The organism is Neisseria sp. P0017.S009 (assembly GCF_051957375.1).
GTDB lineage: Bacteria > Pseudomonadota > Gammaproteobacteria > Burkholderiales > Neisseriaceae > Neisseria > Neisseria perflava.
The window spans coordinates 201,914-217,685 of record NZ_JBQCWL010000004.1 but is presented as its reverse complement, the minus strand read 5'-3'; the positions used below and the strand labels follow the sequence as shown (position 1 = coordinate 217,685).

Annotated in this window: 9 protein-coding genes and 1 pseudogene; 7 read left to right on the top strand and 3 right to left on the bottom strand. The window is 39.7% G+C overall.

The genetic code is table 11. The features are described 5' to 3' along the window. The coding region (locus ACTHTG_RS06940; RefSeq protein WP_440360579.1) for a PAAR-like domain-containing protein at positions 1-494 on the bottom strand (494 nt) is incomplete at its 3' end. Between the two features lie 599 nt (positions 495-1,093). Here ACTHTG_RS06940 and ACTHTG_RS06935 point away from each other — a divergent pair. From ACTHTG_RS06935 to ACTHTG_RS06905, 7 genes and pseudogenes are all read left to right on the top strand, one after another. Beyond that, positions 1,094-2,449: pseudogene (locus ACTHTG_RS06935) on the top strand (type VI secretion system Vgr family protein); the annotation flags it as partial. A gap of 312 nt (positions 2,450-2,761) precedes the next feature. Next, positions 2,762-4,024: a DNA cytosine methyltransferase gene (locus ACTHTG_RS06930; RefSeq protein WP_004521118.1), complete on the top strand. Its 1,263-nt coding sequence runs from the start codon at positions 2,762-2,764 to the stop codon at positions 4,022-4,024. Next, positions 4,017-6,200, top strand: coding sequence for a sensor histidine kinase (locus ACTHTG_RS06925; RefSeq protein ID WP_004521119.1), 2,184 nt, complete (start codon positions 4,017-4,019; stop codon positions 6,198-6,200). The genes ACTHTG_RS06930 and ACTHTG_RS06925 overlap by 8 nt, the downstream gene beginning before the upstream one ends. Position 6,201: 1 nt before the next feature. Continuing rightward, a complete protein-coding gene (locus ACTHTG_RS06920) occupies positions 6,202-7,341 on the top strand; it encodes a response regulator (RefSeq protein ID WP_232502774.1) in 1,140 nt (379 codons plus the stop codon). A 100-nt stretch (positions 7,342-7,441) separates the two neighbouring features. After that, on the top strand, positions 7,442-8,023 hold the full coding sequence (locus ACTHTG_RS06915; protein ID WP_004521121.1) for a LexA family protein: 582 nt from the start codon (positions 7,442-7,444) through the stop codon (positions 8,021-8,023). A gap of 1 nt (position 8,024) precedes the next feature. Next, a complete protein-coding gene (locus ACTHTG_RS06910) occupies positions 8,025-8,441 on the top strand; it encodes a Y-family DNA polymerase (RefSeq protein WP_440360580.1) in 417 nt (138 codons plus the stop codon). Between the two features lie 200 nt (positions 8,442-8,641). After that, complete coding sequence (locus ACTHTG_RS06905; protein ID WP_440360581.1) at positions 8,642-9,211, top strand: DUF4113 domain-containing protein; 570 nt, start codon at positions 8,642-8,644, stop codon at positions 9,209-9,211. A 146-nt stretch (positions 9,212-9,357) separates the two neighbouring features. Here the strand turns inward: ACTHTG_RS06905 and ACTHTG_RS06900 are convergent, their stop codons facing one another. Both ACTHTG_RS06900 and ACTHTG_RS06895 read right to left on the bottom strand, forming a co-directional pair. Continuing rightward, positions 9,358-10,740, bottom strand: a complete 1,383-nt coding sequence (locus ACTHTG_RS06900) for a hypothetical protein (RefSeq protein ID WP_004521021.1) — start codon at positions 10,738-10,740, stop codon at positions 9,358-9,360. Continuing rightward, on the bottom strand, positions 10,737-15,698 hold the full coding sequence (locus ACTHTG_RS06895) for an AAA domain-containing protein (protein WP_070503864.1): 4,962 nt from the start codon (positions 15,696-15,698) through the stop codon (positions 10,737-10,739). Before ACTHTG_RS06895 ends, ACTHTG_RS06900 begins: the two co-directional genes overlap by 4 nt. Positions 15,699-15,772: the final 74 nt, after the last annotated feature.

The following is a 15,772-nucleotide window of genomic DNA, read 5'->3' as shown; positions in this document are numbered from 1 at the left end:
ATACCTTCAAAGGCAAAGTCGGTTTCACCCTCCAAAAACTTCAAACCGTGTATCGGATTGACCGGACGGCCGGCACCGGCAGCCCTTTTGCAGGAAATACAGGGTTTGGGCGGCAGTTTCTTTTTGAACTTATTGTTCATGTGGAACATATCGCCGGCGCGAATGATGTAGCGCTTGCGGATTTTAACCGAGGAAGAATGGCGCATCGGCCAGGCAGGCTTGGTGGCGGTGCGGCTTTTTACCCCTTTACGGCCAGGAAGGGCGATTTCATCGCCATAAGTTTTGTGCGTCTTACTGGCATTAAAGACAAAAGCAGGCTTGCGGTTGAGGCGTACGTCTTTGGCGACGGTTTTGGCACCGCCGAGATCAGCAAAGAGTGGGAAGGGGATGGGTGGAACGGAAGGGGGAGCGGGTGGAGGCGGCCAGCAGAAATCGGGGACGGTAAAGACAACGCGGAACTTGCTGCTTTTACGGGCGATTTTATTGACGGCCATGGGGTGCTTTACTCCAGAGATTGGATAGTGATATGAAGATTGATATCCATTAGCTGAATCTTACTTTATTTAGATATGAAAAGAAAAGCGTACTGAAAAAATTTCAGATAGGCTTTTTGTGTAAGTGATTGTATAGCTAGGAGAAACAGGAATGAATAGACTAAAATACTAGTACTATGAATTTAACATAATATAAATTAATTTCCTTTTCCCTATTCTTCTACAAATTCCGCTGTTTTGTTCCTATATGTCAAATGAGAATTAATGATACTCTAGAGAGTGTGATCATAGTACTCCAATTTTTAGTATAAAATCAATGGTTTTAAGAGAAATGTGGCTACTTAATTTACCACTTTCTCCCTGAATGGTGGAATAGGGCAGGGATAAATATCTCTTTATCCCTTATTTCAACCGTTCAGACGGCCTTTTTTCCATTTGTCCCATTCGCTTTACCATCGGCATTATCCCCGTTACCATACAGTGTTCATCGTCAGTTGGATATTACCCTTATAACCGCCCGCTAATCCTACCACCTCACCTTCGCCCGTTTTTCCCCCTCACTTTCCGTCCGCTCTTTCAACGCATCCGAAGCGGTCAATACCGCTTACCGTGTCGAAATCACCACTACCTCGACCAATTCCTCGCTGCCTATGTCTTCCTACCTCAACCAACGCGCAGCATTTGAGATTCGTCCGCAGGAAGGCTTACTGTCGGAAGTGGCAGGAGCATTCGGGTCTGCTTCAGATGACCCGCCGGCGAAGCAATGGCAGGGCATTATCACCTCATGCGAGAAGTTGTCGGTATTCAAGGATGAAACCGTTTACCGCTTTGTTTTAGAGCCGCGCTTCGCGGCTTTAAAACATTTCCAAACTTCCCGGCTGTTCCAACACCAAACCATTCCCGACATCGTTGCCGCCGTCTTCAAGCACCACGGCTTCTCCGGTGTCGACTACCGTTTCCAAAAAAGCCGCAACTACGCTGTACGCGAGTATGTCACCCAGTATCTTGAAAGCGACTTCGACTTTATCAACCGTCTGTGTGAAGAAGAGGGCATCTGGTATGCCTTCGAACAGCATGAACAACATGGCGACGTAGTCGTCTTCGGCGACAGCCCCGAACACTACTTGCGCAGCCAAGGCTTACCCGTTTTCTACCGTCCCCATGCCGGATTGGAGAGTGTCGGTACCGAAGCACTCTTTAACTTAAGCATCCGCCACAACCCCATCGTCGAAGGCATACGTACGGCCGACTACAACTACCGCAGTGCCGATACCAACCTCTTTGCCGAAACCGACAACAAACAGTCGGAAGAATCTGCCGACAATACCGTCTTATTGGGCAAACAGCAGCATTGGGGCCTTCATCCCAAAACAACCGACGAAGCCCAAGTTCAGACGACCCTGTTGAACGAAGCCAACCTTTGCCGTCAAACCGTCGCCAACGGCAGCGGCAACGTCGTTTCCATGACGCCGATGAAGGTGTTCCAAACCGATGTCTCCTCCCCGGAAGCCTCCGACGGCTGGCTGGTACTTTCCATGGAACACAGCGGCAGCCGCGATACCGCCTACAGCCATACCTTTACCGCCATCCCCGCCCAACTCGCCTACCGTCCCGAACGCACCACCCCGCGTCCGCATATCGACGGTACCTTACCGGCACGGGTAACCGCAACGGAGAACTGCACCTACGCCTATATCGACGATATGGGCCGCTACCGTGTCAAACTGCCGTTTGACCTGGACGAATGGAGTCTCGGCGGAGAAAGCCGTCCCGTCCGACTCGCCAAACCCTATGCCGGTCCCGAATACGGCATTCACTTCCCCTTACACGAAGGTACCGAAGTGATGCTGTCCTTCGTCCAGGGTAATCCCGACCGTCCGTATATCTCCGGCGTCATGCACGACAGCGCCCATACCGACCATATCCCTGCCGAGATGAGAACGCTAATCCTCTAATATTGACTTACGTATAGGCGTTATCCACCCTAATAAATATAAGATACTCACCATAATATGCTTTACAAAATGAACATGATTTGCGGAACGGTCACCATAATCCGAGTCAACTCCTTGAAAAGGTATGGATTAGCTTTTAGAGTCTCTCACGCTCCTTTCCTCCTGTTTGGTAATGGTACGACATAGATCAGGTGTACCAAAAATATCAGTTATCTACTGTTATAAAAGGTAACCTGGTATAATGCGCTTTACTCTACTTACATTCTATTTTAGATAATTTGACTGATATTATTCTGAATTAACAGGCATATAATGACAGATTTACGTTTTCTTGATCTTTTTGCTGGCGCTGGCGGACTTTCCGAAGGGTTCATTCAGGCAGGTTTTAAGCCCGTTGCTCATATTGAATCGGACAAGGCTGCCTGTTTTACTCTGCAAACGCGTATGGCTTATCATTGGTTAAAATCAATAGATAAGCTAGATGTTTATGTGGACTACTTAAATGGAAAATTAAGCCGCACAGAATTTTATAAAATCATCCCTGAGCATATTACAAAAACAGTAATTAATATGGAAATCTCAGAGAATACCTTAAAAACTTTATTTAATGAGATTGATGATTTACTTAAAGACTCACCTCTTGATTTGATTGTAGGTGGCCCACCATGCCAAGCCTATTCTCTTGTCGGTAGGTCATGTGATTCTAATAAAATGCTTGGTGATAAACGTAACTATTTATATAAGTTTTACGGAGAATTTCTTCAGCGCTACCAACCTAAATACTTTGTTTTTGAAAATGTATTAGGACTTCTGTCTGCAAAAGATGCTAATGGCAATTATTATTTTCAAGAGATGAGGAACCTTTTTAAAAAATTAGGTTACGAGACTGAATATCGCATACTTAATGCAAATGATTATGGTGCTCTGCAAGCTCGCAAAAGAATCATACTAGTTGGTAGAAGAGGTCATCAAACCGGATTCTATCCTCAATTAGAGATTGATAAACCAAATGTATTAGTTAATGAAATATTTACTGATCTTCCTGCAATCCATGCAGGTGAGGGAAGTGTTCGTCCTTGTAAAATGAAGAAGTATACTGGTAAGTGGCTGCATGATTCAGGCATAAAAAACAATGATATTCCTGTTACATGGCATATTGCACGACCACTCAATCAACAAGACTCTAAAATATATCGTTTGGTAACGGATCTATGGAGCAGAGAGGGGAAAAGGATGGAATATAATGATTTGCCTGAAAATCTTAAAACTCATAAGAATCGAACTGCATTTGCCGACAGATTTAAGGTTGTAGCAGGTAATTTATCTGCATCTCATACGGTATTAGCTCATCTTGCTAAAGATGGACATTACTATATCCATCCTGATTCATATCAGAATAGATCAATTACCCCTAGAGAAGCAGCACGCCTTCAAACTTTTCCTGATGATTATTATTTTGAAGGTGGGACTGACAAACCAAGTAGAACTGCTGCATTTAGGCAGATTGGTAATGCTGTTCCAGTTATACTGGCAAGAAAGATTGCAGAAAATTTGAAGGAGAATTGGCATGAGTGAAAATGTTTATAAAATAAGACCGGCTGGACGGCATTTATTAACTATCGGTAGAGATTTAATTCAGGACAGTTATGCTGCTATCGTTGAGCTTGTAAAAAACGCTTATGATGCGGATTCAGAATCTGTGGAAATACATTTTAAAGCGACTGAAAAACCATCAGAAAATATAAATGGTAATCCTGAGAAAAGAATAGAGATTACTGTCCGTGACTATGGCCATGGGATGTCACAAGATACTGTGATTAACAAGTGGATGGTTCCATCAACGCCGGATAAGCTTGAGCGCAGAACAAGTCCGAATGGTCGAATTATGCAAGGTCGTAAAGGGATAGGACGCTATGCTGCATCTATGCTCGGTTCTACCTTATTACTAGAGACAGTCTCAGAATGTGCAGAAAAAACAACTGTTTTAGTTAACTGGCATGATTTTGAAACATCTGAATACCTAGATGATGTTGAACTTTTAGTTGAAACTCATTTAACTGATGAACACTCAGGAACTACTTTGACAATTGAAGGTGGAGAAGAGTATTACAAAGAATGGAATAAATATCAGTTCACTAAGTTAAATTTCGAATTAAAAAAATTGATATCCCCTGTGCAAAATTTAATAAATAAAGAAGAGGATAAAGAAGACCAGAATTTCAATATTCATCTTAAAATCAGTGGATTCGAAGATATTGAAGATATAGAAGAGACCATCACACCATATCCTATCTTTGATCTATTCGATTATAAAATTTCAGGGAAAATTCATGCAAATGGTAAAGGTACTCTGACTTATGCTTTGCAGAAGGCAAGAAATACAGTAGAAGAGATTATTTCGTTTGATTTAAATAATTATACTGCTTGCGGTGATTTAATCTTTGATATCCGTGTTTACGACAGGGAAAAGGAATCAATAGAACAATTAATTCACCGTGGTCTTAAAGATGATCATGGTAACTATCTAGGAAAATTGCAGGCGAGAAAAATACTTAATGAGTCCAATGGGATTGGGGTATATCGCAATGGATTCCGGATCAGACCTCTTGGTGATCCTGAATTTGATTGGTTAAAACTTAATGAAAAGAGAATCCAAAACCCCTCTTTAAAAATTGGTAATAACCAAGTAATTGGTTATGTACTAATTGGCTCAGAGGAAGAATCAGATTTAATAGAGAAGAGTGCAAGGGATGGTTTGCGCGATAATTACGCTTACAAACAATTACAGAAAATTACAAATGAGGTTATTAAAGAGCTTGAAATACGGAGATTCAGTTTTAGGCGTAAAGCAGGATTGAGTAAACCTACACTTAATGTTGAAAAAGAGCTGAATCGGATTTTCTCTTTTGAAAATTTGAAGCAAACTGTCCGTAAAAAATTAATTGGCGAAGGGATGAATGCAGAATCTGCAGAAGAAGTCATTTTACTAATTAATAAAGAAGAGGAAGATAAAAGTCAGACAGTAGAAGAAATCCGCCAAGCCATTGCAACTTACCAAGGGCAAGCAACTTTGGGAAAAATTATGACTGTAGTTTTACATGAAGGTCGAAGACCATTGAATTATTTTAAAAATGAGATTCCTCGAATTGATAAATTTATCAAGAAATTCAAAGATACAAATAATTTTGAAAATATAGAAAAGATCGAATTAATTGCGAACAATACAGCTATAAATGCTAAAACATTTTCCGATCTATTTAAGCGACTTGATCCTCTTGCTATGGGAAAACGGGGAGCTAAACAAAATTTGTCTATAGAATCAGAAATTTATAACTGTTTTGAAATATTTCGTCAACAAATGGAAGATAAGGGCATTAAATTCGATATTAGCGGAAGTGCAATTATAGAAGCATGGAAACAGGATATTGCTGCTATATTTACTAATCTTATAGAAAATAGCATCTTTTGGCTGTCAGAAAAAAATCCTGATATTAGGAAAATCATAGTCAATATTATTACTGAAGAAAATTCTTTAAGCCATATAGATTTTTGCGATACTGGACCAGGGATAGAGCCTAATCTTATCGAAGATAATCTTATATTTGAACCTCAATTTAGCACCAAACCAGGTGGTACGGGTATTGGCTTGGCAATTGCAGGTGAAGCTGCTGAGAGAAACGGATTGAAACTTACAGCTTTAGAATCTACTAATGGAGCTTATTTTAGACTTTCTATAAAAGGAGATGAATAACATGAAGTTAATTCTTATTGAAGATTATTATCAAGATGCTGAAATGTGTCAAACAGCCGTAGCAGACTTTAATGATGAAAATGGTGATCCCAATGTCGAATTGGAAATTTATGACAATATTAATGACGGATTAGAAGCATTAAATAATTCATATTTTGATGGGGCAATTATAGATATGAAATTAGCCGCTGACGGTGATGAAGGAAATCAAGCTTTGGATCTAATAAGGGAAAATTTAAAGCGGATACCAGTAGCTATATGTACAGGAACTCCTGATTCCATAAGTTTCTCGGACGATATACCTTTAATTGGAGTATTTAAAAAAGGGGAGGTAAAATATATCGATATCATAAAGAATTTTTGGGATATTTATATAACTGGATTAACCAAAATAATGGGAGGTGTAGGTCAAATTGAAAAAAGTCTAAGTCAAATTTTTATAAAGCATCTTCTTCCTGAAATTTTTATAAAATCTACAGTTTCAGATAAGGGGAGTGCTAGTAGTGAAAGTAATTGGGTTCGTTATGCCAAAAAAAATTCACATGAAACAGAAGAAGCCCTTCTACGTCACACAATTAATCATCTAACTCATGAATTATATAAAAGTGATGGTACGTGTTATCCGGATGAGATGCTTATACGCTTACTGGGACCTACACCCATAAATACAGGTTGCATTTTAAAGCATGAAGAAAGTGGTATTTTTTATATTGTTATGAGCCCAGCTTGTGATTTGGCTGAGCGTAAAAGCGAAAGCAGTGAAGGCGAAAGTAGGAAATGTAATACAGACCGAGCAATGTTGGTTGAAATTCAAAATTTGGATGATATTTTGAGTAATAATGAGAAATATAAGAAGGCCTCTACTGACACGCAAAAGGAAAATATAAAACAATCATTATTTGGAGGCATAAAAGCTAATAAGGGAGGCCAATACTACCATTGGCTTCCAATACTCGATTCTTGCCAAGAAGGTGCTGCCATTAATTTCAGAAGGGTCTCTACATATGATGAAGCAGATTTGAATAAATATTTTGGTAGCCCTGTTATTCAAGTGGCCAGTCCATTTCTAAAAGACATAATATCGCGATTTTCATCCTATTATGCACGACAAGGGCAACCTGATATTAATATGGATCTATGATTTCAATTCTTCAATTATGAAAACAATGGCTGTCCGGATAGACGCGACAGCCTTTTTTTTCTGCTAAAATGATTTCGTTACAAATTCAAAATATAGCATCATGTATGTAATTCCTAAAAAACGTGGTGGTCGTAGAGAAGGTGCAGGACGAAAAAGCAAGACCGGCGAAGCGACGACAGTAAAGCGTATTCCTGTGTCACTGATACCGACGGTAGATGCTATGATCGCTTCTACTGCCCTCCCCCTAGGTAGCTTGATACCTGTCAATCGGAAAAAACTAAAGATCCCATTTGCACTCGAGAAAATTCCTGCCGGTTTTCCCTCTCCGGCAGAGCCTTATGTTGCTGACTATCTCGATTTTAACGAATACCTTATCACAAACCCGTCTGCCACCTTTGCCGCACGTTCCGGCGGCTATTCAATGCTCGACGCGGGTATCGGTAAAGACGATATTATGATCATCGACCGATCTAAAACGCCGAAGCACGGCGATATTGTGATGGCCGATGTTGGCAATGAGTTTACGATCAAACGACTGTACAAAGTTCCAGGTCGCAAGCCCGAGCTACACTCTGAAAATGCCTCCGGCGAGTACCCTGACTTTATACCTGATGACAGTGATACCTGGACAGTCGTTGGCGTTGTAACCTTCGTTATCAAAGATGTTCGTCAGGGAAGCTAAGATGTTTGCCCTTATTGATGGGAACAGCTTTTACTGTTCTTGTGAAAGAGTTTTCAGGCCGGAATTGAAGAATGTTCCGATCGTCGTCTTGTCAAACAACGACGGCTGTGTGGTTGCACGATCTACTGAAGCAAAGGCTTTAGGTATTAAGATGGGGGAACCCTATTTCCGTGTGAAACACTTAGTTTCTCAAGGTCGTCTGAAAGCTTATTCGAGCAATTACGAACTCTATGCAGACCTGTCCCGGAGGATGATGGAAACTATTGCCGGTTGTGTACCGGCGGTTGAAGTCTATTCAATAGACGAATGTTTCGCAGATATGTCCGGCATTGAAAATCTCACCGAGCACCGACTAAGACGCTGGCCAAATTTTGCAACCATCTTGCCAAACGTTACCCTGATCACTTTAGAGGAGTAGTGGTTTGGGGCGATTGGAATGAAACTATCCGTCTTCGTGCCTTACGCAGCCAAGGAGTAGATGAAATTTGGGGGATAGGCAGACGGACTGCCGATAAACTATCCGAACAAGGGATACGAACAGCATTAGACTTCGTGGAAGCAGACACAGCCACCATACGCCGACGGTATGGCGTAACAGTGGAGCGGACGCAAAGAGAGATGCAGGGTATTGTCTGTGACGGATTACATCCCAATGCACAACCGAGACAAAACCTTGTTCGTAGTCGAAGTTTTGGAACGCGTATAGAAACATTAGAGGCATTGCAGGCGGCTGTTACGCATCATGTCAGTTTAGGGGCTGAAGCATTGCGTAAGGATGGTTTAACTGCATCCGCCGTTTCTGTATTCTTACATACAGATTTTTTTCGTGAGGATGAGCCTCAATATCACAATAGCCTAGCCCAGAATTTGATTGTATCGACCGCTGATACAGTTCATTTGAACCGAATAGCACAACGACTGCTGGCAGATATTTATCGCAGTGGATACCTCTATAAAAAATGCGGAATTGAATTACATGGTTTGAAACCAGCTATTCAAATGCAGGTAGACTTATGGGAACCGACAAAAGCCAATCCTGTCATGGTGGCATGGGACCAAATCAACCGTCAGCACGGTAGAGGCCGTCTGAAATTGGCCTCAGAATTACTGGCCGATGACTGGAAAATGAACAGAGATAGATTAAGCCAGTGCTATACCACACGGTTTGCGGATTTGCTCGTAGTCTAAGGATATGATTTCCCCAAAACATCCACAAAATCTGTGGATAATATTCTATAGAAAAAAGGTCGTCTGAAGTTCAGACGACCTTTTTTAACTCATCAATACAGCCTTCCTGCTTCGGTATGATTATTCTGTTGAAAAGTTGGATACAGTTATGATTTTAATAAACCAAAATCTTTTTGACCTATTTCATCTTCATTCTTATTAGGGAATAGAGGAGAACTTAGGTAGTTTTTAGCCAAACTAATGATGTGATTTACTTGTCGAATGTTGGTAGTCATAAACCCGATAGGCAATGTCACAGGATAAGAAGATAGTTTTGCATGATAACAAACCACAGCAAATTGATCTTCTAGAAATAGAATTTCAGTATTTCCATCTAAGAAACCTTCACAGAATCCATAAAGTACTTTATCCGATATATCTTTAAAATGATTTAGCCATTCTTGTTTTTCATGGCGATTTCGTTCGGAAGGCAAAGGTAGGTATAAACGGAAATCATAGCCATTTTTTTGTTTATCTATTAGATTTTGAATTTTGCCATGAATTTTCCGTTGTTTTCCCCAGTAAATATCGCTTGGAGCCAACCAATAGAGTTTTTTAGATGATTTTTTGCTTAATTCATCTAAAATTTTATTGATTTGTTGGAACAAGGTTTCTTGATGATAAATTTGCCCTAGAAAATACAAGCCATTTTGTTGTTCATGCTTCTGATAAACTTTTAAATATTCGTTAAAGTCCAATGTTCCGCCGAATAGCACTTTCAAAGTATCGTCATCACTAATTTCTGCCATACTATTACGCAGTTCACGCAAATTATCATGATGACCAAATCGCTCCAGTTGTGCGGTAATGGCTTGCTGGATATTTTCTTGATGAGTAACTGTCGGTACATCATGACGTTCTTTAGCTTCGCCTGTTTCAGGCAACAATTCAAATTGTTGCGTAAAACGGAAATAATCAGGTACGCCTTTGGGTTCTATAGCATCAATTTTATACAAAGAAATATCTTTCTCATCTAACTTGATGATGTCATCTTCTATTAGCTGCCGAAAGCGATTTTGAAATGTTTTTCGTGCAATTTCGCTACTTTCTGATAACACTTTCGGTTCGACAACTAACTCTATGGCTTGCTGGCGATTTTTATCACAGTCGTTTTTTTTCAGAAAATTACTATCTAATAATTCCATACGATATTCACCACCATATTCCTTTAAAGTGGGAATGTGGGGAGAGTCTTGGATATCTTGAAACAGTCTCTGCCCGTCTGCTGATAATGCAATCAAGCCGTTATCCTGCCAAATAATCCATTTATTGCTCTCCAAATCAGCAAGAGCGACTTCGGTTTCATATTGATTAAAACCAAAGTATTGGGCAATTTGTGCAGGTTTGCACGGTGTTACTTTCAAAAGTCGTAACAAATATTCACGCACGAACGCCACACCTTTATCGCTCATATACGAAAATACGATACGAAAACGCGGAGCCTTAACCACAAAATCAATTTGACTGTAAGTTATGTTTTGTTTACTCATTTTTTCGCCCCGTTTTTCAATATCTTAATTGCATAATCTTGCGGATTATTTTGCTCTTGCTCTTGTATAAAACGTAAAACCTTTGCCAATGGAGTTTTGCTGTTTTTTGGATGTTCCCACATGGTTTTTGCTCCAACGATAATAAGTTTATCCATAGCTCGTGATAAGGCTACGTTAATACGGTTTGGTAGATGCAAAAAGCCTGTGCTACATACTTTATCATGACGGGTCAACGACAAGATAATCACGCGGTTTTCTTTGCCTTGATAACTATCTACACTATCAATTTTAACTAAGCCGCGGAATTCGTCATTCCAACTGCGCTCATTGAATTTTTTACGAATAAGTTTCTTCTGTTCGCCGTACATACAAATTACACCAATGGCTTTTTCGTTTTTCTCTAAACATTTTTGTACAGGTTCACTATTCATAAACGTTTCATCGTTTGCCAAGTCTTGTAATATCCTAATAATTACATCGGCTTCAGCACGGTTGGATAAACTACCACTTTTGCCTTGTTCATGATACGTATTTGGTAATGAAGTTGTATCTAACCATGTTACGCAGGATTTTATCTCTTCAGGTAGCCTGAAATAAATATTAGGCACATCATTGTCAGTTTTACCGTTTTCCAAAACATTTTCATAAAAACATGCTGATACTAAACTGCCAATCGCAGGAGCCATTCGGTATTGTGTTTTGAGTGTGGCGCAAGTTTGCTTTCCATATTCGGATAGGAAAACGCGTTCAAAATCACTGCCTAATGCTTGATCTAATTCCTCACCTCGCTTGGAAATCCCTAATCGGCGGGCAAGTGCGTTTTTATGCTCATCTGAATACAAAGGCGGTAGTTGCTTATGGTCGCCTACAAGCAAAATACGCGTACCAGACTGCATAGCAATCGCCAATTCACTGGAAATAGAACGTGCGGCTTCGTCCACAATCACCCAGTCGTAGAGATTGTCAGCAATGCCGATATGGCGTTGCCCGATACCTACGCAAGTGCCAATCACAAGCTGACGGGAACGAGCCAAAAATTCATCATAATTGGTGCGTTCGTTAGATAGGGCTTCCAACATATCCTGAGTTAAATCAATCAATTTACCTGCTTGGATATTTTCAAACTGCTGAATATTATGCTTGTGATTTAATTCACTGATAAATTTTGGCAGAATTTCGTCAATTTCAACCAATTCACGTAGCCCCATTGCTTGGGCTTGTTCTTTAATGCTTTTTTCTAATTTTTTGCGTAAGCGTTTTTCATCTTCATCAATGTTTTCATTTTTTGATGAATTGACAATTTTTTGATAACGGCGGATTTGTATGCCAATATCAAACGCTAATTCAGCTCGCTCGCGCAAATATCTTTCAGGCAGGCTCATGCTACGTCCAAGCTGACAGATATTGCTAATCTTGTTTACATTTAATTGAGCTCTTTTTTGCCCGACCAAATTGGGTGAAAAGACATCTTCCAATATTTCGGAATCGGCAATTTCGCGATTACTAAACCGCACCAGTTGCAAATCTGTTCCCAAACGCTGACAGTGTTTACGGATACGTTCGGCAGCAGTATTGACTGCTTCATGTGATTGGCTGACCAGTAGAATATTCCGCACCTTTTGCACATCAAATAAATAATGTACAAATGCGGCAATAAATTCTGTTTTCCCTGTTCCCGGCGGACCTTGTAATAAAGATAATGGTCCATTGGCAATCAAACGTTGAAAGGCAATACGTTGTGCTTCATTAAGGCTTACATTTTTTTCAGGCTGGTCATAGCGTTCAAATTCTTCATCGCTGACATGAATCTCATATTTTTCAGACGGCAAGTTGCAATGTTCATCAAAATAATGCACTAGATTTTCCACCGCACTTTCACCGTCTAAAATACGTTGTAATGCGTTTTTTCGACGGGTATAAGAAGCCTTGTTCTGTTTACTTTGCAAATAAATAGGCGTATCTGCTTGAATATTATTTGCATAATTGGTCAAACTTTTGGATTTGATGTGTAATTCATTCAATTGACTTTTAGCAATATCTACCACACCATATTTAAAGGTTCTTTCTCCATCTTCACTTTTCCCAATAGCTTCAACAACTTCATCCCGTTTGAATTGATCTAGTGGACTGATTTCACCATCATAGGGAATATAACAGCCCCCATTTTCTGTTTTTTGCAATGCTTCGCTGGCAGTAATAGAAGGTAAAGCTTCGGTTTCAGTCTCTAAAATTGCCTGCCAAAGTTTTTGAATACTAGGACGCTGTTCAATAACCGGCACTGCAATTTCAGCATCAACAATCTCAGTTTCAGAAACTTCAAATGTTTCAATATGTTCTTCTTCGGTTTGTTTGGAAATATGTTTAGTAATAAATTGGTTGATGGTATGGATAAACTGCTCGTTAGTTTTTAGTGAATGATTTAATGTAGTCATTTCACTATAAGCACCATAAGTGATATTTAAGCCTAACGTTAGGCTCATTACACTATTATCTCTATCTCGCTTACTGATGTAAGCACGGTTGATTGGAACCAACGCATGAGTAAATTGCTTATTTTCTACTGAATAAAATGCTTTTAATACACCGCCCAAACCGATAAATTGCACCAGTACATCACCTTGCTTGCTCTTTTCAAATTGAACAAACAATTCACCATTTTCAGGATAAATCGCAATCGGTGGAAAAGACTCGCGCCCGCCCACTGTAATATCAATCATCAGCGTAGACGGTTTTGGATTGAGGGCTTCTTTGAAACGAGCCAATGAAATAAACGCAGTTTGGCTGTCTGAATACTCTTGCTGTATCACTTTAGCAACTTCAGCAAAACTTTCAGACGACCTATTCCATTCAACGCCCAATAATTCACACGCCATTTTCATCACGGCAAAATTATCGCGTTGTTTCTCGGTAGGATGATCGAATTCTGGCGAATATTCGGTATTGAACTGGCTTTGCCCACTTGGCGAAAAATCCAATATATCCAAAATATGCAGTTGAACAGAATCATCTTCAATCGTTACCAGCACATTGTCAGGTTTCAAATCGCCATGAGTGAAACCAAGACTGTGTAAATGTTCAATGCTTTGAATAAATTGATGGATAAGAGTCTGTTTTTGTTTATCCGATAAATCAAGTTTGCAAATATCTTGCCAAGTATGCCCGTCAATAAAATCACTTACTGCAAAAAGGCAGCCTGATTTTTTGGCAATACCGAATTCTCGGATTTTCGGTAAATAATCAGGCGACAGATTTGCCAGTTTTGCCATATTTTCCAACCAATTCAAAACCACTCTGGCTTTTGAATTATCGGTTTGCGGGTCTGTATTCAGCCATGCTTTAACCAACAAACCATTGGAACAGTAAACTTCTTTTTCACTGGTTTCTAAAATAAAATCATCATCTTCACGATAGGCACGGGAATAGTTGATGTCATGTGTGAACGGCTCTAATTTTGTAAAATCAAAAGAAAAATCTACCGCTTGCTCAGGTTTGGTTTGATTAAATTTATCTAAAAAATCCACCGCACTTTTAAAAGGTTTATCAGACAATGCCTCACGCAAAATTTCGGCATACCATGTGGTTTCATCCGCTAATTTATTTTTCATTTCATCAAGACTAACCGGTGAAATGCGTTTTGCCTGAATGATATGCCATCCCAAAACAGCCAAAGAACGTACATCATATTGGTATGATGTGAGTTTGATGCCGTCTGAAAGTGGAAAGTGAGATTTTGCCAAATCGCCGGAGACTTCCAAAATCTCACGAATGTCGCCGACCGTTTCTTCAGATGAAAAATAAGCGGTAGCAAACCCTGATAGCGTAATTTTGTCATCTGCCGAGAGCCAAATGCTGTGATTACCCAAATCACGATGAGCAATACCGATTTTGTGTAACTGGGCAAATTTATCCAACAATAATTGCACCAATCCCAAACGGCGTTCTGTGCTTAGATTTTCGCCATTGTATCCGCCGACAAATTGGTCAAAACGTTTTTGCTGTGGGAACAACTCAAATAAATCAATATGTTCCGCAGTGATTTCGCCTTTTTGCGGGGTAGATTTGTAATTCAAGCAAGCGTGATACAAGTCTTTATTTTGTAATTTAATATGGTTCAATACATCGTATTCACGGCTGACTAGGCGATAACGCCCGTCAGGCGTTTGAGCTTCAGGGCGGTTGATTTTAGTGAAATCCCAACGGCGCAATAAGGCTTGGTCTTGGTGCTTTTTATTCTCGGTTTGGGCAAGATATTCTTGATAAATGTCTTTAGGGTGGGAAAAAATAGCTCCGTCTTCTGCGTAATATCCACCAATACTGATATTTTTCGGTTTGACTGTGTTGCTACTAAAGATTTTTTTATCAAATAATTCAAAATCCTGGTTTAAAGTTTTGCTATTACGATGTGGACGGAAGCGATCGTTAAATTGTTTTTCATCTTTTAATTGCAAAAAATCAGCTAATGTTACAACGTGCAATTTTTCATTGTCTGGCAGTTGGCTGAAATCTGCGTTGCCTGTCATCACAACTAAAAAATGGATCTGCGGACGAAAGCCTTTATTGGTAAATTGCTGTTTGAATTTATCCAATTTCTTTTCCAGCATAAATTGTTTGTTTCGTGTAATAGAAACTGGCGAACGACCCATATCTTTATCATTCAAATACCATTTATCTTGACGGCAAATAATTGTTCCATTCCAATGTTTCAACTCAATAATCAACACATTGCAATGGGTAACAATAACCAAATCAAATTCACCTTCTTTACGCTCTTTTACATCAGCAAAGCGAAAGCCCGAGTATCCTTTCCAAGGAAAAATGGATTTAAGGGATTTTAATGTGTCAAATCCCTGTCCTTTTACTTTCTTGTTATTTTCAGAAGCTTGAAAAGCCTGTTTGATTTTTTCAATGGCCTCAACCTCATGTTGAGTTAAACCGCCGCCCCAATCTTGTACTTCCATCATATTGACCTTTTTCTTATAGGTAAGTAATCAAATTAAAAAAACATTCTGTCATTCTACCGAATTTTTATACT

Excerpts from the sequence above, each read along its gene's own strand:
- ACTHTG_RS06920 (WP_232502774.1), top strand. The coding sequence starts at position 6,202 with ATGAAGTTAATTCTTATTGAAGATTATTATCAAGATGCTGAAATGTGT.
- ACTHTG_RS06895 (WP_070503864.1), bottom strand. The coding sequence starts at position 15,698 with ATGGAAGTACAAGATTGGGGCGGCGGTTTAACTCAACATGAGGTTGAG.
- ACTHTG_RS06905 (WP_440360581.1), top strand. The coding sequence starts at position 8,642 with ATGCAGGGTATTGTCTGTGACGGATTACATCCCAATGCACAACCGAGA.
- ACTHTG_RS06900 (WP_004521021.1), bottom strand. The coding sequence starts at position 10,740 with ATGAGTAAACAAAACATAACTTACAGTCAAATTGATTTTGTGGTTAAG.
- ACTHTG_RS06925 (WP_004521119.1), top strand. The coding sequence starts at position 4,017 with ATGAGTGAAAATGTTTATAAAATAAGACCGGCTGGACGGCATTTATTA.
- ACTHTG_RS06910 (WP_440360580.1), top strand. The coding sequence starts at position 8,025 with ATGTTTGCCCTTATTGATGGGAACAGCTTTTACTGTTCTTGTGAAAGA.
- ACTHTG_RS06930 (WP_004521118.1), top strand. The coding sequence starts at position 2,762 with ATGACAGATTTACGTTTTCTTGATCTTTTTGCTGGCGCTGGCGGACTT.
- ACTHTG_RS06915 (WP_004521121.1), top strand. The coding sequence starts at position 7,442 with ATGTATGTAATTCCTAAAAAACGTGGTGGTCGTAGAGAAGGTGCAGGA.